Here is an 18,254-nt window from a genome sequence, read left to right as displayed (position 1 = left end):
GCCCCTTTTTCATTTCAGGAGGAACAAGACATGCTGAACGTTTACCTCTCGGGCGAGATTCACACCGATTGGCGCGACCAGATCATCGAAGGCGCGCAGGGGCTGGAAATCACCTTTAACAGCCCGGTGACCGACCACGCGGCCAGTGACGATTGCGGCGTGGCCATTCTGGGGGCTGAGCCGAACAAATACTGGCACGATCACAAGGGCGCGATGGTCAACGCGATCCGCACCCGTAAGGGGATCGCGGATGCGGATTTGGTCGTGGTCCGCTTTGGCGAGAAATACAAGCAGTGGAATGCGGCCTTCGACGCAGGGTACGCTGCCGCTCTGGGCAAATCCCTGATCGTGCTGCACGGCCCCGACCATCAGCACGCGCTGAAAGAGGTCGACGCCGCAGCTCTGGCCGTGGCCGAGCACCCGGCGCAGGTAGTCGAGGTTCTGCGCTATGTTCTGACCGGGCAACTGCCCGGATAGCGGTCGATGGGGCGGGGCAATGCCTCGCCCCCGATCTGCCTTAGCTAGCCGCAGGGATAACCAATCCGCGCTGGACCGCTGGGCGGTCCAGAAAGCGGTCCACATATGGCTGAAGGTTGGCGAAATCAGACCATCCAAGCAGCTCTTTCACACCGTAATAGTCCAAGCCTCGCAGCCACGGTACAATGGCGATATCGGCAATTGAATAACTGCCCGCGATCCATTCCTGCCCTTCAAGCTGGGTGTTTAGCACATTAAGCAAGCGCTTGGCTTCGTTGATGTAGCGTTCGCGGGGGCGAGGGTCTTCGATCTCGCTACCGGCGAATTTGTGGAAATAGCCAAGCTGACCGAACATCGGGCCAAGACCACCCATCTGGAACATCAGCCATTGCGTCACGCGGGCTTTGTCCGCTGCGGTCGCGCCCATCAACTGATCGCTTTTCTCTGCCAGATATAGCAGGATTGCGCCGCTCTCGAACAGGGATACAGCCTCGCCATCCGGGCCGTTGGGGTCAATAATCGCAGGAATTTTGTTGTTTGGATTCAGCGACAGGAACTCGGGGCTTTTGACATCTGAATCCGCCAGCGTGACCAGATGCGCTTCATAGGGAAGGCCGATCTCTTCCAGCATGATCGAAACTTTGACACCGTTTGGCGTTGGATAGGAATAAAGCTGCAACCTGTCGGGTGTCTGGGCAGGCCAGCGGCCGGTAATTGGATGAGTTGAGGTGTCAAGCATGGTGCGCTCCTGAATGCGGTTCCGAGTTGAGGTAAGCACTGGCTAAATGTGTTACCAGTAGAGCAGCTGTGCATTCCCGGTCAGTTCTTGTGCATTTCGCAACAGAGGGGAAAACCGGTTCATTCCGCACCTAGACCAGAGGGGTATTCTCGCTCACAATCTTGTGCATCCCGCGCGCGTGTCGCGGGTTTTGCATAGCTAGCAGAAGGAGAAGCGCGTGGACGAGGTCGTAACTCAGGTAGGGGCGTTTGCTCCGCTTATCATGAATGCAGTCAAGGCACTGATTGTTCTGATTTTGGGCTGGATCGTGGCCGGTGCGATAGGCGGTATGGTGCGCCGGCGCATCAACGCGACCCCGCAGATTGACCCGACCCTAGGCAACTTTATGGCCAGCCTAGTGAAATGGGCTATCCTAGCGATGGTTCTGGTTGCCGTTCTAGGGATTTTCGGGATTGAGGCCACAAGTATTGTTGCCATTTTGGGTGCGGCATCACTGGCCATCGGTCTGGCGTTGCAAGGGACGCTCAGCGATTTGGCGGCGGGCGTGATGCTGGTGGTGTTTCGGCCGTACAAGCTGGGTCAGTATGTGGATATCGGCGGTACTGCAGGGACAGTGCAAGACCTGAACCTGTTCACGACCGAATTGGTAACGCCGGATAATGTGCAGATTATCGTGCCAAACGGTCAGGCATGGGGAACGGTTATCACCAACTACTCGGCCCATGACACGCGACGCGTGGACCTGGTTTTCGGGATTGATTACGGCGACAGCGCAGATCAGGCGATGCAGATCATTCTGGATGTGGCCAAGGCCGATGAGCGTATTCACAACGATCCCGAGCCTTGGGTGCGCGTGACCAATCTGGGCGACAGCTCGGTTGATCTGACGGCGCGGCTGTGGTGCGCCACTGCAGATTATTGGGACGTGAGGTTTGAAATCACGAAAGCCGTTAAAGAAGCGTTCGATGCCAAGGGTGTATCGATTCCCTATCCGCATTCGGTCGAGATCCAAAAACAGGCATAACGCTCACGCCCGTCATACGGGCATTGAAATGCCCTTTTCCGGTTGGGCCCAGCGCCGCGCTGATCGCGCGGCGCATTTTCGTTTGTTGCAACGTTGGTCAGAGATTCGACCGCGCCGCGCGATCAGCGCGGCAGTGCGCCCAACGCTGTAAATGCACTCGTCAGAGGGCGCTTTCAGGGGCGGGAGTATCTTAGGCCTTGATGACGACGTTGGGGGACACCACGTCGATCCCAAGAGCTTTGCCGACGGCGTAGTAGGTCAGCTGACCCGCATGTACGTTCAGTCCGGCCATCAGATGAGGGTCGTCCTGACAGGCCTGTTTCCAGCCTTTGTCGGCCAACGCCAGCATGAAGGGCATGGTGGCGTTGCCAAGCGCGATGGTCGATGTGCGGGCGACAGCTCCGGGCATGTTGGCGACGCAATAGTGCATGATGCCATCCACATCATAGATCGGTTCGGCATGGGTCGTCGCTTTCGATGTCTCAAAACACCCACCCTGATCAATCGCAACGTCGACAAGGACTGCTCCGGGTTTCATGGTAGAAAGTTGCGCGCGGGTCACCAGCTTTGGCGCAGCCGCACCGGGGATCAGCACCGCGCCGATCACCATATCGGCGGATTGGATCAGCTCGGCCGTTGCGCCAGCTGTCGAGTATTGGTTCTTGAACGTCCCGCCAAACACGTCATCCAGATAGCGCAGGCGCGGCAGCGACCGGTCAAGAACCGTCACGTCTGCCCCCATCCCCGCGGCGATCTTGGCGGCATGTGTTCCCACGACACCACCGCCAATGACAACAACTTTCGCTGGACCAACTCCGGGAACGCCGCCCATCAGAACACCGCGCCCGCCATTGGCCTTCTGCAGGGTCCACGACCCGACCTGCGGGGCGAGGCGACCTGCAACCTCGGACATGGGTGCAAGCAAAGGCAGCCCCCCATTGGCGTCCGTTACAGTCTCGTACGCGATAGCCGTACAGCCCGAAGCAAGCAGGTCATGGGTCTGGTCTGGGTCCGGGGCAAGGTGCAGATAGGTAAACAGCAGCTGTCCCTCGCGCAGCATCTTGCGTTCGCCTGCCTGCGGTTCTTTGACTTTGACGATCATGTCGGCAGTGGCGAAAACTTCGGCTGCGGTGTCGACAATGCGCGCTCCGGCTGCGACGTAGTCGGCATTGTCAAAACCCGAGCCCTGACCGGCTCCGGTTTCAATGATCACCTCGTGGCCGCGCGCGACCGCTTCTTGCGCAGCGTTCGGGGTCATTCCGACGCGGAACTCCTGCGGTTTGATTTCTTTGGGGCAACCGATCTTCATTTGGTCTCTCCGTTTGTAAACTGCTTAAATAATGGGCAACTTTGCGCGCAATTTCTGTGAAACTCTGCCCGTGTGAACGCTTTAATTCCGAAAAATTTTCGGTATTTTGGCCTAAACTTGCAAAAGGATTGCGCAGATGGCCATTGATACGACGGATCGAAAGATTCTGGCGGCATTGCAGCGTAACGGTCGTATGTCGAATGCAGAACTGTCCGAACAGGCCAATTTGTCGCCTTCGGCCTGCCACAGACGGGTGCAACGGCTGGAATCTGAGGGCTTTATTCGCAACTACGTTGCCCTGTTGGATGCACGCAAGATGAACGTGCCGACGACCGTCTTTGTCGAGATCACTCTGCAAGGACAGGCCGAAGAGGTTCTGGATGCCTTCGAAAAGGCCGTTGCCCGTATTCCGGATGTTTTGGAGTGTCACCTTATGGCGGGAACGGCGGACTACATCTTGAAAGTCGTCGCCGAAAACACCGAGGACTTTGCCCGCATCCATCGGCAATACTTGTCGCGACTACCTGGTGTGGCGCAGATGCAAAGTTCGTTTGCGCTCCGAACTGTGTTCAAAACCACGGCCTTACCGGTTTGATCAGGCCGGTCCGGGATAGGTGAACAGCACCAAATGCGCGGCGTTGAAGCCGAAATGCATGAGGACAGGAACCCACAGACGCCCGGTTGCATAATAACCCAGCCCGCAAGCCGCGCCCAGAATGGTTGCGAAACCTGCCAATGCCGGTCCTCCGCCGACGTGAACCAAACCAAACAGAAGGCTTGCAGCAGCTATCCCCAGACCCGCGCCAAAACGGGAAGAGATCAACGATTGCAAATAGCCGCGAAAAAACACCTCTTCCGTCAGGCAGGTCAGGAAGAGATTGGACAGCGCGAAGATCACCCACCAATGGGGCAGGCTGATCTCGGGGCGGATGGCATTGACGGCAGAACCCACTGCCAACAGCGCAGGCAGCAAGGCGAAACCAACTGCCAACGGGATTTTGCGCAGTGCCACCGCCCCACCAATCATGCTGGGCCACGCCAAAGCCACGGTGAACAGCACCATGGGCTTGTCCAGGTTCAAGTACATCGTGAAATCGCGACTTAAAGGGCCAGATTGAACCTGATCAAGGACCAGAGGGTTGTGAAATCCCGGGACCAGATGCGCCCCGAGCGCGATGCACCATATGACGAGTGTAACATGGCCAAGCGCGGCCCACATCCCGGACAGGTTGCGCAGTATCAACGCGCCTGCAAAACCGACAGTGACCACCCCTGCGGCGATCGGCGTAACCAGCCCCAATGTCAGCGAGACCGCTCCGAAAACCGCCAATAATCCCATACCCAAAACCTGTTTGCCTGATACGGTGCTGACCATGGCGGTGATCAGCAAAAGCCACGGCCAGATCGTGGGCAGCAATGCGAAAAAATGGGTCAAAGTCGCGCCTTTGCAGTTCGGTTTGCGCCTTGATGCCGTGGTTGGGCGCGTTCTGGCAAGACAGTTCACCAGCGAACGGGCTGCGGATTTGCGTCACAGTGATCTTGTCGCCGTAAGCTGTTAGGCTTAGGAAAAGACCTTCATCAATTCATCCGATGACATCAGGCGGTTACATGCGCCCGATACGGTCCGAACCCGGGAATTTGTAAGGAGCAGACCTTGGCTGACGAATATAACGACGCCTCGAAAGACTGGCTTGAGGCCGAGCTGGAAGACACGCTGGACGAAGATTTCGAGATCGAGTTCAGCGAGCCCATGTTGTCGATGGAAATCCGCAAGATCTACAAGGATCAGCACCCCGAGATGCTGGACCGCAAGGTCTATTTCCGGAACCTGCTGCGTCTTCAGGCCGAGTTGATCAAAGTGCAGGATTGGGTGCAGCATACCGGGGCCAAGGTTTGTATACTGTTCGAAGGTCGCGACAGCGCGGGTAAGGGGGGCGTGATCAAGCGGATCACGCAGCGCCTGAACCCACGGGTTGCGCGTGTCGTTGCTCTGCCCGCGCCAAGCCGTCGGGAACAAAGCCAGTGGTATTTCCAGCGATACGTTCCGCACCTGCCTGCAGCGGGCGAAATCGTGCTGTTCGACCGGTCATGGTACAATCGCGCGGGTGTCGAACGGGTCATGGGCTTTGCGACCGAAGATCAGGTTGAACAGTTCTTTCAGGACGTTCCCGAATTTGAACGGATGCTGGTACGTTCGGGCATCATTTTGCTGAAATACTGGTTCTCGATCACCGATGAAGAGCAGCAGTTGCGGTTCCTCATGCGCATCCACGATCCGATGAAGCAGTGGAAGCTGTCGCCGATGGATCTGGAATCTCGTATCCGGTGGGAGGCCTACACTAAGGCCAAAGAAGACATGCTGTTCCGCACCAACATTCCGGAAGCGCCATGGTATATCGTCGAAGGCAATGACAAAAAGCGCGAGCGTCTGAACTGTATCGAACACCTGTTGACCAAGATCCCCTACACGGATGTACCGCAGGAAAAGGTCAACCTGCCGGATCGCAAGTACAACCCGGAATACGAACGCCGTGTTCTGCCAGACGAATTGCACGTGCCAAAAATATACTGATCGGTCCGAAAGGATGCGAAGCAGCGATCTGCTTCGCATCAGGTTGGCGCGTCAGGCCGCGTCCATCATGCAATCGACGTTGACGAAGGTGAGCGAAAAGAAGTCTTCGGCTCCGCCAGACGTCATCTCGGGACAGATTGGTTCGTCTGCAACCGGGGCTGATTCATCTACTATGACGAAATCCATGTCGCCCTGGGTCTCAGGCGGGGTCATGTCGTCATCATTCCACGCGAATTGATCGAAATCTTCTTTTAGCTGCTGAATGAATGCGTCTAGTTCAGCAAGAAAAGCCGCAACATCGAAGCAATCTGCATCAGCGTCTTCGGTGTCCGGCTGTTCAGGGGCCGGATCGCCGTTGTCGGTGACGTCAGTACCCGGCTGCTCCGAGGCTGAGTCGTCGGTTTCGGTAAGGTCAGTATCCGGCTGCTCCGGAGAAGGATTGTCAGTTTCTGTGACGTCAGTGTCCGGCTGTTCGGTGACCGGGTCTTCGGTCTCGGTCACATCAGTATCGGGCTGTGCGGGGTCTGGCTCTGCAGGTGGGGTAGGCGTCATAGCAGTGCCGCCGCTGTCCAGCATGACTGCCGCATCAGTTGTGGCAAAGTTCTGCGTGACGATCACGGCGTCAGATCCCTGCATATCGCCGGTCTCGATACCGATGCCGATGTATTTGAAATCGGGGTTCAGAATATTCGCGCGATGACCGGGGCTGTTCATCAGGCCTTGGTGCAGTTGCGCCACGTCGTCGCTGATCCCTGGCGCGCCGCGTTCCGATTGCCAGGCTATATTCTCGCCAGTTCGCCAACTGCCTTCAAGATCGAACCCGGCCGCCTGCATCCGCTGGGTGGCGCTTGATCCGCCTGACCCGGTGTGGCTGAACGTGTCCGTATCCAGCATCCAGCTGCTGTGATCTTCCGACGAATCGTTGAGCTGCGTTTCAAGCTGTAATGGGTCCAAGCCACGGGACGTACGCTCTTGGTTGATCAACGCCAGCATTTCCCGTTCTACTTGACTTGCTGCAGACATTTTTGCCTCCTTAAGTTGTTGTGTCCGAATGGACGGACCCACTTAGAGAGCCGGCAAAAGACATGAACAGTGAGGTCGGAAAGATCGGCGCATTTCGGCGGGAGGGCGCACCGAAACAGAGATTCGCCGCGCTGGATAACGCCGAGAAAATGGCAAATCAATGTCTCGGCGAGTTGTTGCGATCGCTAAGAGGCGGGACTGGCGAAATCCCTCTTAGAAAACGACAAACCCCCGGGCGGGGCCTCGGGGGTCGTCAAATAGTGTCATCCAAAGCTGGACGAGCATCAGGTGCTTAGAGCAAACCTTCGCGCTGTGCTTTCTTGCGTGCCAGTTTACGGGCACGGCGGATCGCTTCAGCTTTCTCGCGCGCTTTTTTCTCGGACGGTTTCTCGAAATGTTGCTTGAGCTTCATTTCACGGAACACGCCTTCGCGCTGCAGCTTTTTCTTCAGGGCACGAAGCGCCTGATCGACGTTATTGTCGCGAACACTAACCTGCATGTGGTTGTCACCACCTTTCTAGATAGAGTTGCAAGGAAATTGCAGGAGGTGGCCGTATAGCAAAGCCGCTCTAACTTGTCTAGTACTGGTGCCAGAACCCGGAGAACCGCCATGACCATATCCTACGAAGACGCCAAAACCCAGCTTTTGGACGCTATGCTGGCCCATGTGCCGTTTGATGGCTGGTCGGAAACCAGCTTTCGCATGGCCATCAGTGACTGCGGTATTGATGAAACGTTGGCACGGTCGATCTGTCCTCGTGGTGCGGTTGATATGGCCCTGGCTTTTCATGCCCGCGGGGACGCGGCGATGGCAGAGCGTCTGAAAACCGAAGATCTGAGCGATCTGAAATTCCGTGACCGGATCGCTGCTGCTGTCCGGTTCCGTCTTCAGGCGGTAGAGGACAAGGAACTTGTGCGTCGTGGGATGACGTTGTTTTCTTTGCCGATGCACGCGGCTGATGGGGCCAAGGCGATGTGGCAGACCTGCGATCTGATCTGGGACACGCTTGGCGATACATCGGACGATGTGAACTGGTACACCAAGCGGGCGACGTTGTCGGGGGTCTATTCCTCGACAGTGCTGTTCTGGCTGGGGGATGATTCGCCTGACCAACAGAGAACGTGGGAGTTTCTGGACCGCCGCATCGACAACGTCATGCAGTTCGAAAAGCTCAAGGCGCAGGTCAATGGCAACCCACTGTTCAAGCCCTTTCTTGCGGTGCCGAATTGGTTGGCAGGTCAGGTTAAAGCTCCGATGAAGATGCGGGCTGATCTGCCGGGAATGCTGAACCCGCGCAAGTAAGCGTCTGGGCCTTTCCGTTTTCGCCTGTTAGGCATTGGGCAAAGGAGAATTGCCCATGACCCAGACAATGCGCGCTGTAGAAATCACCAAACCCGGCGGGCCCGAGGTTCTGCAGATAACGGACCGATCCGTGCCTGAACCTGCTGCGGGTCAGGTGGTGCTAAAGGTGGCCTATGCCGGGGTAAACCGTCCGGATGCGCTGCAGCGGGCGGGTGCGTATGATCCTCCTCCGGGTGCCAGCGATCTGCCGGGGCTTGAGGCATCGGGTGAGGTCGTGGCCCTAGGTTCCGGCGTTCGAGGGCTTTCAGTTGGTGACCAGGTTTGCGCCTTGTTGCCCGGCGGCGGCTATGCCGAATACGTTGCCACGCCCGCTGCCCATTGCTTGCCGGTGCCAGAGGGGATGGGCCTGAAAGAGGCCGCGTGTCTGCCCGAGACCTTCTTTACCGTCTGGTCCAATGTCTTCACACGCGGCGGTCTGAAAGCGGGCGAGCGATTTTTGGTTCACGGCGGCTCCAGCGGGATCGGAACAACGGCGATCCAGCTTGCAAATGCGTTCGGCGCACGGGTCTTTGCCACTGCCGGATCGGCCGAGAAATGCGCCGCTTGCGAGAAACTGGGTGCCGAGAAGGCGATTAATTACCGGGATGAGGATTTCGTATCCACCATGCGGGCCGAGGGCGGGGCGAACCTGATCCTCGATATGGTGGGCGGTGACTATATCCCGCGCAACGTCAAAGCTCTGGCCGAGGATGGGCGGCTGGTTCAAATCGCCTTCCTGCAGGGCCCCAAGGTCGAGCTGAACTTTGCCATGATGATGGTGAAACGCTTGACCCTGACCGGTAGCACCTTGCGTCCGCAATCCGATCTGGCCAAGGCCAAAATCGCCCAAGACCTGCGCGAGGCGGTCTGGCCGCTACTGGATTCGGGCAAGATTGCCCCGGTGATGGACAGCGAGTTTGACATGGCCGAGGCCTCAGCGGCCCACGCGCGGATGGAAAGCTCGGGTCATATCGGCAAGATCGTTCTTAAGATCGGCGGCTAGGCACCGTCTTCCGGTTCAGGTCACGGCGCAGCGATACAGGTGCCATGTGGCGTGGCCCAGAACCGGAATGACAACAATCAACCCCAGTAACATTGGGATCGCGCCCAGTATCAACGCACTGGACACAACCAGACCCCAGGTCAGGATGACCGATGGGTTGTGCCGCAGAACGCGAACCGATGTCACTACGGCGAGCGGCACCCCGACTTTGCGGTCAAGAAGCAGGGGGAAGCTGATAACGCTTGTGGCCAGTGCGACAAGGGCGAAGAAGAACCCGACCAAGATACCAGACAGGATCATGACCCAGCCTGCCTTTGTTGTGAAGACTTGGGTTAAGAAGGTGCTGAACGAGGTCGGCAGATCAGGACCCAATGTCTGAACATAAATGCTTTGCGCGACCATCAACCAGATCAGCAAAAGCGCCACCAGATAGAAGCCCAGTGTCAAAATGGCCCCGAACGAGGGTGACCGGAATACACCAAGTGCATCCAGCCAATGGGCTTCGGCCCCTTGCTCGCGTTTTCGGCTGATTTCATAAAGACCCACGGCCGCCACAGGCCCGATCAATGCGAAACCTGCGATCAAGGGGGCCAGTAAAGGTATCATATTTCGGTTCAGGCCGAACCGGAACATCAGCAAGCCCGCCAGAGGGTAGATCAATACCACGAAGACCGCATCTGCGCGGGTTTCCATGAAATCTTCGGATCCGGCTCGCAGACACGCCCAGAGGTCGCTGAAACTTAGCGTCTGAACCTTGGGCATTTTGGGTGTCCCAGCGCCGCCAATTCCGGTGACGCTCTCTGCAACATGATCACTGGTGGCTCCCAGCGTTTGGGCCGCCCAGCTGATCGGATTTCCTATCGTCCTGACCATCGTCATCCCCTCGCGTTTGCCTATCAGCGCCGCAGAGATGATCCGGTACGAGTTGCCTTTGGCCGGACCAGCCGGCAACGCTCAAACACCAGTATAGCATAATTTTTTGCGTTTGGGTCGCCTTGGACCTACTTGTGCCGATTGCTCTGGATCGCAGGCGTGTTAGCTTGGCCCCAGGTTACAGGAGGTGAGTATGCAGCAAACGGCACGTACCGTCGTCATTCACGAACACGGCGGCCCCGAGGTTCTGAAGATCGAAGACCGTCCGATAGGCGATCCTGGACCGGGCGAAGTTCGCATTCGTCATCAAGCCTGTGGGTTGAACTTCATTGATGTCTATCAGCGGACGGGCCTCTATCCGATGGACCTGCCGCACGCATTGGGAATGGAGGCGTCTGGGGTGATCGAAGCGGTGGGCGAAGGCGTCACCCATCTGCAACCGGGCCAACGCGCAGCCTATGCGGCTAACCCCTCTGGTGCCTATTGCGAGGCGCGCGTGATGCCGGCCGCACAGGTTTGCCCTTTACCTGATGATATTTCGTTTGATGCGGCTGCGGCCATGATGCTTAAGGGGATGACTGTCGAGTATCTGTTTCACCGCACGACCCCGCTGAAACGGGGTGACACCGTTCTGTTCCACGCCGCCGCCGGTGGTGTCGGACTGATTGCGTGCCAATGGGCCAAATCCGAGGGGATCAAGCTGATCGGTACGGCTGGAACGGATGAAAAATGCAGTCTGGCTCAGTTCAACGGGGCGACACATTGCATCAATTACCGGACCGAGAATTTTGCCGAGCGGGTCGCCGAGATCACGGGTGGCAAGGGCGTCGATGCGGTGATGGATTCGATTGGTGCGCAGACATTCGCCGGGTCTCTGGAATGCCTGAAACCTCTGGGTATGATGATTTCCTTTGGCAATGCTTCGGGGCCGGTGCCGTTGATGGATATAGCCATTCTGGCCAAGAAAGGCTCGCTCAAGATCACGCGACCGACTTTGTTTACTCACACCGCTGATCACGCCGTCTGTCAGGCCATGGCGCGGCGCCTGTTCAACAAGGTGCAGGGGAATGAGGTGAAAATCCACATCGACCAGCGCTTTCCGCTTGAACAGGTCGCCGACGCCCACCGCGCGCTTGAAGCCCGTCAGACGACAGGAAGTACGGTCTTGGAGCTGTAGTCTGGCAAGGTCCCGACCTGTGCCGGGACCGTTTTTGGAGGCGTTAAATCAAAACCGATAGGCCGCACGGGCCTGAAAGGTCGTGGCGTCAACATCAACGCCGGATGAATTGAAATCGTTGAACTCGTGATACAGGATTTCACCGCCAATGCTGACGTTGGGTGCCACGATTTGTTCGTAACCAGCACCGATAAACCAACCATTATCGCTGCTCAGATTGTCGGTACCAGCCTCGGCATATCCGCCGATGCCATAAAGCAAACCCACTGACGTGACCTTGTAGCCCGCACGGGCCTTGATGCGCCAGACATCCTCGACCGTGGCCGCGCCACCCAGATCAACATCGGTCCAGTCATAGTCGAAGCCGCCACCTACGACCCAATCCCCCAGATCGTAATCATAACCCAGAATGATGCCGCCGATCGCGCCGTCTCCGTCGATGCCAGAGACGTTGGTGTCGATATCGGCATAACCAACCTGCAGACCGCCGTAGAAGCCCGTCCAGTTGCCAGAAGACTGCGCAGCAGCGGATCCTGCGGCCAGAAATGCAATGCCTGTTGCTGCTAAAAGACGTTTATTCATATTGTGTTCCTTTCCCTCAAATTGGTTTTTTGTGCCGACCCATGGATGATCGTGCGCTCACATACTTGATTACGTTTGAGCGAGAGGCTGGATCATTCACGGGTTAAAGCGCGAGGTCGACGCGGGCATCTGCAGCACGGGCATTCCGGACAATCCGAAGCAGAGGCGCTAAGGGAAAGTATGCGAGTGAATTGAAAACAAAAGAAAAACGGCGGCAGAATGCTCTGCCGCCGTTGTGTTGGAGTGCGTAGGCGGATTATTGCGCTTGCAGTTCTGCCGGAGTTTTGTCGGCAATGTCTTTCCAGTTGGCGTCCGCACGCTCGTTAAAGCCCGGGATGTCGCCTTCCCAGCGTTCCTGAATGTCGGCCGACAGGTTCAGGTACAGCTTGTTGTCAACGATTTTCCAGTAGTTCGGGTCGCCGTCAAACTTGAAGCCCATCGCGGTGCCGAATGCGCAGTAGCCGCCATATGCGGGCAGGTACGCTTCGGGGTTTTCTTCGAACGCGACTTTGTTTTCTTCGTTTGCAAAGCGGTACAGAGCGTCATTGTGCAGCGCGGTGATGCGGTAGTCGCCCTTGGTGGCTTCGCCAACGGTGAAATAGGCAACCGGGTCATAACCCTGCAGCGCCAGACCGGTCGAGCTTGCGTTCAGGTCAACGCCTGCGGCCATCGCCGTGCTTGCAACTGCAACAGACAGCGCAACGCCGCCGATGAGGGATTTGATCTTGTTCATGGTTTTCACCTTTCGTGAATTGAGCCACCGGACGACACTCTGAATTGTGCCTGAGTGGCCCTTTCGATTTTGTTCCGTGCGGTCGGTAATTGGCCGTCACGACACCGAAGTGGGTAATGCTGTGATCACGTTCAAAACAATCAATTGTGATTGTGCGTAGTAGAATAGGTTTTGTGCAAATATGCAGAGTAGAGGTTAGGAATCGGGCGCAAAACCAACAACGAATTCAATCACTTTATCAGCCGGCATCTCACACGGGCGCAGCAATGCACCACTATTTGCCGTCATGTACAGGTTCAGGCTGATGTAATCGGTCCCGCCAAGCTCGTGTGCTACCAGCTTTATGGACTTGCCGCCTGCCAGCGCGGTTCGGCTCACGACATAGCGACGCCCGTGGCTGCGCCCAGTTGACGTTCCAAGCGGGATGCGGAAAACCGCCGTCAGGAACGGCGCCAGCGCGGTCAAGATTTTCCGATTTTGGGTTCCGTTCCGGCCCGGATGCGGGCGATATTTGCCCCGTGGCGCCAGTAGACCAGCAAGGTCAGGGCCACACCCAATCCAAACGCCGTGCCATTGGTCAGAAACATCACCCATATCGTCGACATCGCGGCAGCGCTCAGCGCTGCCAAAGACGAGATTCGCCAGACTGCTGCGGCAAACAGCCATGTCAGGCAACAGGCAACACCAACCCTCCAGTCCAGCATCAGCCATAGCCCAAGGAAGGTTGCAACACCTTTGCCGCCCTTGAAGCCAAGCCACACTGGAAAGCAGTGACCCAAAAAGGCGGCCAGCGCAGCGATTTGTGCAGCGTCTTCGCCAGCCACGATCCGGGCCAGCAGGACGGCCATTGCGCCTTTTGCGGCGTCAAATATCAGCGTCAGCGCGGCGGCGCGCTTGTTCCCGGTGCGCAGCACGTTTGTGGCGCCAATATTGCCCGATCCGATATTGCGCAGGTTGCCGAGCCCCATGACTTTGGCGACAATCATACCAAAAGGGATAGACCCCATCAGGTAACCCACTGCAGCCCAGAGGATAAGTTGGGCCATGGAACTGTCGAACGGGGGCATTAGGGTCTCCGGTAGATTTCTTGACCTGCGACGTAGGTTGCGGTGACCTTACCCTGCATGCGCCGGCCGTCAAACGGTGTGTTCTGCGATTTCGATTTCAGGCTGAAACGATCCAGCACAAAAGGCACATCCGGGTCGAACAGGACCAAATCGGCGGGTGCGCCTGGGGCCAGACGCCCACTGTCCAACCCCAGCCGTTTTGCCGGGTTCAAAGCCATCGCCCGGAACAGGGTCGGAAGATCAAGCTGTTCGGCATGGTAAAGGCGCAATGCGGCAGGCAACAGCGTTTCCAGTGCAACCGCCCCCGAGGCCGCTTCTTCAAAAGGCAGACGTTTACTTTCTTCGTCCTGCGGCGTGTGCATGGAACTGATTGTATCAATCAGTCCGGTCCGCACCGCCTCGATTACCGCCTGCCGGTCATCCTCGGACCGCAGAGGCGGTTTCACCTTGAAGAAGGTGCGATAGTCGGCCACGTCCAACTCGTTCAGCGTCAGGTGGTGGATCGATGTGCCTGCGGTGATGTCCAACCCGTTGCGTTTGGCGCGTTCCAGCGCGGGCAGGGCGCGGGCGGTAGTGATCTGATCGGCATGGTATTTGGCCCGGGTCATTTCCAGCAGGGCGATATCACGGTCCAAACCCATGCGCTCAGCCATGGGCGAAACGGCAGGTAAACCACGCAGCGAGGCGAACTTGCCGCTGGTAGCGGCCGCTCCGGCGCTGAGGCCGGGCTCCTGCGGATGCGCAATCACCAGTGCCCCGCAGGATTTCGCATAGGTCAGAGCACGGGAAAATACCTTGGTGTTGGCGATCATGTGGTCGCAATCGGTGAAGGCCACGGCGCCTGCGTCTTGCAGAAAGCCGATCTCGGTCATCTCGCGACCCTCGCGCCCTTTGGTCAGCGCTGCCATTGGCAGAACATTCACCGGCGCATCTGCTTGTGCGCGGCGGGTAACGAATTCAAGTGTTTCCGGCGTGTCGATCGCTGGGCTGGTGTCAGGTCGGGTGACGATGGTGGTCACACCTCCGGCAGCGGCGGCCAGACCTGCAGATTTATAGCTTTCTTTATGCCGTTCGCCTGGCTCGCAGACCTTGACGCCGATATCCACGATGCCGGGGGCGAGGCACTGCCCGCCGCAATCGATCATCTGCGCGTCCGTTGTAGGGGCTGCGCCTTTGCCGTGGTCTTTTATCTTACCGTCTGCAATCAGAAGCCAACCGAGGGCGTCCGTTCCCGCCTCGGGGTCGATCAGTCGGGCATTGGTGAAAATCTGGGCGGTCATGTCTGGGCCTCTCGGGCTTTGGTCAGGGCTTCCATGGCGGTGTCAGGGGCGGGGAGGTATTCGAATACCAGGAAACGCAGTTGCGAAAACACGATGTTGTGTCCGTTGCGATAGAATTTCAGGTCGGGATTAATGGACAAGGATTTTGCTTTAAATATCTCGCTGATCCACCAGGCGTTGCGATTGGTCACAACATAGACGCGCCGCATGCGGATTAACCGTTCCCACCACATGAAAAACGCCAGCAGCAGCGTGCATCCGATAAGCTTCCAATAGTCGCGCAAAGTCTCCGCGAGCCAAGGGCTGGCAATCCAACCGAGCGCAAGGCAGGCAATTAGAATGCCATATGCCCATCTCAGGCGCGGAGGAAAGTACCCCTGGTAAGGCCGCCCATGCCACAGCACCTGTTCAGTGTCGGGTATTTTCTTGCGCCACCAGTCGTCGCTCATCCCATGGCCCTTTCGATGGCTGCTTTGGTGGCGGCGGGGTCGGCTTGGTACTTGATCAGGTGCTTGTCGCCGCTTTTGGTGACGACCTGCACGAAGCTGCCCATCGTGTTGACGGCTTCGATCTGGTTCAGCGCCACGGTGCGCGGGCCGGGGCCGGTGAGGGTGGTGTCCGACATCTCCCATGTGTTTGTCAGCTCTTCCGAGGCCAGATACCACGCGCGAAACCCGATGGCGGCTAACCCTGCAGGTGCGCCGGTCCAGACATAGGGATTGCCGATCAGCCACAACACGATCATCGCCCCGGCCATCGCAATAGCTGCAAGGGTCAGGTTGGTCTGGATATAGGCATTTCGATGTGGCGTGAAGACTACAAGATCAGCCATAGGGCACCTCCGACAATAAGCAATGCGATCACCGCTAGGATCGCGGACCCGATGCGGCGCGGTGCGTTGTTTTCTACGGGGTTCTGGGGGGCCGAGAAGGGCTTGGCGCTTTCGGTCTCGATCACGCCGCCGGTCCAGTTTGTTGCTTCCTCGGTGAAAAGGCCCAACAGGCGTACCCGTGGGTCGGGGTTCAGTGTCGCGGCTTGGCCGCGAAAAGCTGCGCTGCGGACGGCCATAACCCAGCCTTCGATAGCATCCAGCATTGTGCGGTTTAGCTGATCCTCGGACACACCGCCGCCTTCATGCAAATATCCATAGAGCCCGAGGTCTTCGAGGTCCGAGACCGGAAAGATATCGATCTGCCCGATATCCAGACCATCGACCCCAAGAACCTGATCGGCGGCACCGGGTTCGCGCTGGAACTTGGCCTCTTCGGGGCGCATGTCCAGCGTGAACAGGCGGATCACACCGCGTTCATGGGGGGCAACGGTCAGGTCGCTCATGCGGCCTCGCGCAGGTTGCGGGCTAGTAGTTCCATCGCGGCCATGCGGACGGCGACGCCCATCTCCACCTGTTCCTGAATGACGGATCGGTTGATGTCATCGGCCAGCGTGCCGTCGATTTCCACGCCGCGGTTCATCGGGCCGGGATGCATGACGATCGCGTCGGGCTTGGCCAGCGCCAGTTTCGCCGCATCCAACCCGTAGCGGTGGTAATATTCGCGCTCCGAGGGGATGAACCCGCCATCCATCCGCTCTTTCTGAAGGCGCAGCATCATGACGACGTCGACGTCTTGAAGGCCCTCGTTCATGTCGTCGTAGATCTCGGCCCCGAACTCGGCAAAGGTCGAGGGCACCAACGTCGGCGGGCCGATCAGGCGGATACGGTTTTCCATCTTACCCAGCAGGATCAGGTTCGACCGTGCCACACGCGAATGCGCTACGTCCCCGCAAATCGCGATGTTCAGACGGTGCAAACGACCCTTGGCGCGGCGGATGGTCAACGCGTCCAGCAGCGCCTGCGTGGGGTGTTCGTGCTTGCCGTCGCCCGCATTCAGCACGGCGCAATTCACCTTTTGCGCCAGCAGGTCCACCGCGCCGGAATGCGGGTGCCGCACCACCAGCAGATCGGGGTGCATCGCATTCAGCGTCATCGCCGTGTCGATCAGGGTTTCTCCCTTTTTGATCGAGCTGGCCTGCATCGCCATGTTCATCACATCCGCGCCAAGCCGTTTGCCTGCCAGCTCAAAGCTGGCCTGTGTGCGGGTCGAGTTCTCAAAGAACATGTTGATCTGCGTCAGCCCCGACAGCACGTCGGAATGCTTGGTCGATTGGCGGTTCAGGTCGACATACTTTTCGGCCAGATCCAGAATGGCGGTGATATCGGACTGCGACAGATGCTCGATGCCAAGAAGGTGACGATGGGCGAAACGCATGGGCGGGCTCCTGTCTGACAATCGAGCCGCTTATAGAAACCTGTGGGGGCTAAAGCAACCTATGGTTCAGAGCCTTCGGGCAGTTTCTCACATCCGCCTTCGGGCAGGCATCGCTCGCCGGGTCTGCACCATTTGGCATTGCCGCAATCGACCGCTTTGACCGGGACGCAGCCCTGATTGGTCGAGCATTTGAAACCCTGCCGACATTGTGATCCGGTCTCTTCGCACAGGAACCAGCCGGGGCGGGTGCATCCACCGCCGGGCAGGCAGCTTGTGCCGCTGGCGCAGGTGCGGCCATCGTCGCATTTTGGCCGGGGCAGAGTGAATTCCAGCTGGATCGCTTCGCATTCGCCACGCCCGTTGCAGGCGGTGCCGCTGGGGCAGTCCAGACTGGACCGGCACTTGTTTTCGCCCTTTGGGGCACATCTACGATTGCCGACGCAGCGTTCAAATGGACCGCAGGAAAAGCCGCCGCCGCAATAGGTGCCACCGGGCGGGATGCAGTTTCCGTCAAAACTGCAGCGCTGTCCAACGGGGCAGCAATTCCGTCCACATCTGAGTTGCCCCGCGCGGCATTGGTTCTGGATACGGTTGCGCTGTTGGAAGCCGTTGCGATCTTGGATACCTCGGTTCTGAACGCCGAAACGGTCGTTCACCTGCGCAAAGCCAGAGGTACTGACGGGGATCAGCAGCAAGATGACCAGAAAGAATCGAATAAGGCTCGGCATGAATAGTGCCATGGTCTGCCCGGTTGCCGGGTCGATCAAGTGCTATTCGCTTTCCCTC

Annotated in this window: 23 protein-coding genes; 7 read left to right on the top strand and 16 right to left on the bottom strand. The window is 58.0% G+C overall.

Annotated features, from left to right (window positions below):
• The first annotated feature begins 30 nt into the window (after positions 1-30).
• Positions 31-477 carry a YtoQ family protein gene (locus tag GOW48_RS05205; protein WP_170751928.1) on the top strand — a complete coding sequence of 149 codons (447 nt, stop codon included), beginning with the start codon at positions 31-33 and terminating at the stop codon, positions 475-477.
• A gap of 40 nt (positions 478-517) precedes the next feature.
• Here the strand turns inward: GOW48_RS05205 and GOW48_RS05200 are convergent, their stop codons facing one another.
• Positions 518-1,216, bottom strand: a complete 699-nt coding sequence (locus tag GOW48_RS05200) for a glutathione S-transferase family protein (RefSeq protein WP_170751926.1) — start codon at positions 1,214-1,216, stop codon at positions 518-520.
• Between the two features lie 262 nt (positions 1,217-1,478).
• Between GOW48_RS05200 and GOW48_RS05195 the strand changes: the two genes are divergently transcribed.
• A complete protein-coding gene (locus GOW48_RS05195) occupies positions 1,479-2,240 on the top strand; it encodes a mechanosensitive ion channel family protein (RefSeq protein ID WP_174821823.1) in 762 nt (253 codons plus the stop codon).
• Between the two features lie 190 nt (positions 2,241-2,430).
• On the opposite strand, the gene ald is transcribed toward GOW48_RS05195, so the two are convergent.
• Positions 2,431-3,549 carry an alanine dehydrogenase gene (ald, locus tag GOW48_RS05190; protein ID WP_170353603.1) on the bottom strand — a complete coding sequence of 373 codons (1,119 nt, stop codon included), beginning with the start codon at positions 3,547-3,549 and terminating at the stop codon, positions 2,431-2,433.
• Positions 3,550-3,685: 136 nt separating this feature from the next.
• On the opposite strand from ald, the gene GOW48_RS05185 reads away from it, so the two are divergent.
• Entirely contained in the window at positions 3,686-4,144 is a 459-nt protein-coding gene (locus GOW48_RS05185; protein ID WP_170353602.1) for an Lrp/AsnC family transcriptional regulator, read from the top strand.
• Here the strand turns inward: GOW48_RS05185 and GOW48_RS05180 are convergent, their stop codons facing one another.
• Positions 4,145-4,984 carry a CPBP family intramembrane glutamic endopeptidase gene (locus tag GOW48_RS05180; protein WP_170751924.1) on the bottom strand — a complete coding sequence of 280 codons (840 nt, stop codon included), beginning with the start codon at positions 4,982-4,984 and terminating at the stop codon, positions 4,145-4,147.
• A 219-nt stretch (positions 4,985-5,203) separates the two neighbouring features.
• Between GOW48_RS05180 and ppk2 the strand changes: the two genes are divergently transcribed.
• Entirely contained in the window at positions 5,204-6,121 is a 918-nt protein-coding gene (gene ppk2, locus GOW48_RS05175) for a polyphosphate kinase 2 (protein WP_170353600.1), read from the top strand.
• Between the two features lie 51 nt (positions 6,122-6,172).
• Here the strand turns inward: ppk2 and GOW48_RS05170 are convergent, their stop codons facing one another.
• Complete coding sequence (locus tag GOW48_RS05170) at positions 6,173-7,144, bottom strand: CAP domain-containing protein (RefSeq protein WP_170751922.1); 972 nt, start codon at positions 7,142-7,144, stop codon at positions 6,173-6,175.
• A 292-nt stretch (positions 7,145-7,436) separates the two neighbouring features.
• Entirely contained in the window at positions 7,437-7,643 is a 207-nt protein-coding gene (gene rpsU, locus GOW48_RS05165; RefSeq protein WP_005614280.1) for a 30S ribosomal protein S21, read from the bottom strand.
• Positions 7,644-7,754: 111 nt separating this feature from the next.
• Here rpsU and GOW48_RS05160 point away from each other — a divergent pair, with 111 nt between their 5' ends.
• Both GOW48_RS05160 and GOW48_RS05155 read left to right on the top strand, forming a co-directional pair.
• Positions 7,755-8,447 (top strand): COQ9 family protein, encoded by a 693-nt coding sequence (locus GOW48_RS05160; protein ID WP_170751920.1) that lies wholly within the window; start codon positions 7,755-7,757, stop codon positions 8,445-8,447.
• Positions 8,448-8,502: 55 nt separating this feature from the next.
• Positions 8,503-9,489, top strand: coding sequence for an NAD(P)H-quinone oxidoreductase (locus GOW48_RS05155; protein ID WP_170751918.1), 987 nt, complete (start codon positions 8,503-8,505; stop codon positions 9,487-9,489).
• 15 nt (positions 9,490-9,504) lie between these two features.
• Here GOW48_RS05155 and GOW48_RS05150 read toward each other — a convergent pair whose 3' ends face one another.
• Complete coding sequence (locus GOW48_RS05150; RefSeq protein WP_170751916.1) at positions 9,505-10,362, bottom strand: DUF2189 domain-containing protein; 858 nt, start codon at positions 10,360-10,362, stop codon at positions 9,505-9,507.
• Between the two features lie 193 nt (positions 10,363-10,555).
• Here GOW48_RS05150 and GOW48_RS05145 point away from each other — a divergent pair, with 193 nt between their 5' ends.
• Positions 10,556-11,539, top strand: coding sequence for a quinone oxidoreductase family protein (locus tag GOW48_RS05145; protein ID WP_170353595.1), 984 nt, complete (start codon positions 10,556-10,558; stop codon positions 11,537-11,539).
• A 48-nt stretch (positions 11,540-11,587) separates the two neighbouring features.
• On the opposite strand, the gene GOW48_RS05140 is transcribed toward GOW48_RS05145, so the two are convergent.
• From GOW48_RS05140 to GOW48_RS05095, 10 genes are all read right to left on the bottom strand, one after another.
• Positions 11,588-12,121, bottom strand: coding sequence for an outer membrane protein (locus GOW48_RS05140; protein WP_170751914.1), 534 nt, complete (start codon positions 12,119-12,121; stop codon positions 11,588-11,590).
• A 256-nt stretch (positions 12,122-12,377) separates the two neighbouring features.
• Positions 12,378-12,854, bottom strand: a complete 477-nt coding sequence (locus GOW48_RS05135) for a YHS domain-containing (seleno)protein (protein ID WP_170353593.1) — start codon at positions 12,852-12,854, stop codon at positions 12,378-12,380.
• 195 nt (positions 12,855-13,049) lie between these two features.
• Positions 13,050-13,319 (bottom strand): hypothetical protein, encoded by a 270-nt coding sequence (locus tag GOW48_RS05130; protein ID WP_170353592.1) that lies wholly within the window; start codon positions 13,317-13,319, stop codon positions 13,050-13,052.
• Positions 13,316-13,921 (bottom strand): glycerol-3-phosphate 1-O-acyltransferase PlsY, encoded by a 606-nt coding sequence (gene plsY / locus GOW48_RS05125; protein WP_170353591.1) that lies wholly within the window; start codon positions 13,919-13,921, stop codon positions 13,316-13,318. Before plsY ends, GOW48_RS05130 begins: the two co-directional genes overlap by 4 nt.
• The gene (gene pyrC, locus GOW48_RS05120; protein ID WP_170751912.1) at positions 13,921-15,201 is read right to left on the bottom strand and encodes a dihydroorotase; all 1,281 of its coding nucleotides are present in this window, start codon (positions 15,199-15,201) and stop codon (positions 13,921-13,923) included. The genes plsY and pyrC overlap by 1 nt, the downstream gene beginning before the upstream one ends.
• On the bottom strand, positions 15,198-15,650 hold the full coding sequence (locus GOW48_RS05115; protein WP_170751910.1) for a hypothetical protein: 453 nt from the start codon (positions 15,648-15,650) through the stop codon (positions 15,198-15,200). The genes pyrC and GOW48_RS05115 overlap by 4 nt, the downstream gene beginning before the upstream one ends.
• Positions 15,647-16,033, bottom strand: coding sequence for a hypothetical protein (locus GOW48_RS05110; RefSeq protein WP_170751908.1), 387 nt, complete (start codon positions 16,031-16,033; stop codon positions 15,647-15,649). Before GOW48_RS05110 ends, GOW48_RS05115 begins: the two co-directional genes overlap by 4 nt.
• Positions 16,018-16,536 (bottom strand): hypothetical protein, encoded by a 519-nt coding sequence (locus tag GOW48_RS05105; RefSeq protein ID WP_170751906.1) that lies wholly within the window; start codon positions 16,534-16,536, stop codon positions 16,018-16,020. Before GOW48_RS05105 ends, GOW48_RS05110 begins: the two co-directional genes overlap by 16 nt.
• Positions 16,533-17,468, bottom strand: a complete 936-nt coding sequence (locus GOW48_RS05100) for an aspartate carbamoyltransferase catalytic subunit (RefSeq protein ID WP_170751903.1) — start codon at positions 17,466-17,468, stop codon at positions 16,533-16,535. The genes GOW48_RS05105 and GOW48_RS05100 overlap by 4 nt, the downstream gene beginning before the upstream one ends.
• Before the next feature lie 59 nt (positions 17,469-17,527).
• Positions 17,528-18,208, bottom strand: a complete 681-nt coding sequence (locus tag GOW48_RS05095; RefSeq protein WP_170751901.1) for a scavenger receptor class F, member 2 — start codon at positions 18,206-18,208, stop codon at positions 17,528-17,530.
• Between the last annotated feature and the right edge of the window lie 46 nt (positions 18,209-18,254).

Origin of the sequence: Ruegeria lacuscaerulensis, assembly GCF_013033355.1 — a bacterium.
Lineage (GTDB): Bacteria > Pseudomonadota > Alphaproteobacteria > Rhodobacterales > Rhodobacteraceae > Ruegeria > Ruegeria lacuscaerulensis_A.
The sequence above is the reverse complement of the archived record's forward strand: the minus strand, read 5'-3'. Positions and strand labels throughout refer to the sequence as shown.

Coding starts and splice junctions, on each gene's coding strand:
- ald (WP_170353603.1), bottom strand. CDS start 3,549: ATGAAGATCGGTTGCCCCAAAGAAATCAAACCGCAGGAGTTCCGCGTC.
- GOW48_RS05170 (WP_170751922.1), bottom strand. CDS start 7,144: ATGTCTGCAGCAAGTCAAGTAGAACGGGAAATGCTGGCGTTGATCAAC.
- GOW48_RS05105 (WP_170751906.1), bottom strand. CDS start 16,536: ATGAGCGACCTGACCGTTGCCCCCCATGAACGCGGTGTGATCCGCCTG.
- GOW48_RS05135 (WP_170353593.1), bottom strand. CDS start 12,854: ATGAACAAGATCAAATCCCTCATCGGCGGCGTTGCGCTGTCTGTTGCA.
- GOW48_RS05140 (WP_170751914.1), bottom strand. CDS start 12,121: ATGAATAAACGTCTTTTAGCAGCAACAGGCATTGCATTTCTGGCCGCA.
- GOW48_RS05195 (WP_174821823.1), top strand. CDS start 1,479: ATGAATGCAGTCAAGGCACTGATTGTTCTGATTTTGGGCTGGATCGTG.
- GOW48_RS05155 (WP_170751918.1), top strand. CDS start 8,503: ATGACCCAGACAATGCGCGCTGTAGAAATCACCAAACCCGGCGGGCCC.
- plsY (WP_170353591.1), bottom strand. CDS start 13,921: ATGCCCCCGTTCGACAGTTCCATGGCCCAACTTATCCTCTGGGCTGCA.
- GOW48_RS05150 (WP_170751916.1), bottom strand. CDS start 10,362: ATGGTCAGGACGATAGGAAATCCGATCAGCTGGGCGGCCCAAACGCTG.
- pyrC (WP_170751912.1), bottom strand. CDS start 15,201: ATGACCGCCCAGATTTTCACCAATGCCCGACTGATCGACCCCGAGGCG.
- GOW48_RS05110 (WP_170751908.1), bottom strand. CDS start 16,033: ATGGCTGATCTTGTAGTCTTCACGCCACATCGAAATGCCTATATCCAG.
- rpsU (WP_005614280.1), bottom strand. CDS start 7,643: ATGCAGGTTAGTGTTCGCGACAATAACGTCGATCAGGCGCTTCGTGCC.
- GOW48_RS05100 (WP_170751903.1), bottom strand. CDS start 17,468: ATGCGTTTCGCCCATCGTCACCTTCTTGGCATCGAGCATCTGTCGCAG.
- GOW48_RS05185 (WP_170353602.1), top strand. CDS start 3,686: ATGGCCATTGATACGACGGATCGAAAGATTCTGGCGGCATTGCAGCGT.
- GOW48_RS05095 (WP_170751901.1), bottom strand. CDS start 18,208: ATGGCACTATTCATGCCGAGCCTTATTCGATTCTTTCTGGTCATCTTG.
- GOW48_RS05205 (WP_170751928.1), top strand. CDS start 31: ATGCTGAACGTTTACCTCTCGGGCGAGATTCACACCGATTGGCGCGAC.
- GOW48_RS05115 (WP_170751910.1), bottom strand. CDS start 15,650: ATGAGCGACGACTGGTGGCGCAAGAAAATACCCGACACTGAACAGGTG.
- GOW48_RS05200 (WP_170751926.1), bottom strand. CDS start 1,216: ATGCTTGACACCTCAACTCATCCAATTACCGGCCGCTGGCCTGCCCAG.
- GOW48_RS05160 (WP_170751920.1), top strand. CDS start 7,755: ATGACCATATCCTACGAAGACGCCAAAACCCAGCTTTTGGACGCTATG.
- GOW48_RS05145 (WP_170353595.1), top strand. CDS start 10,556: ATGCAGCAAACGGCACGTACCGTCGTCATTCACGAACACGGCGGCCCC.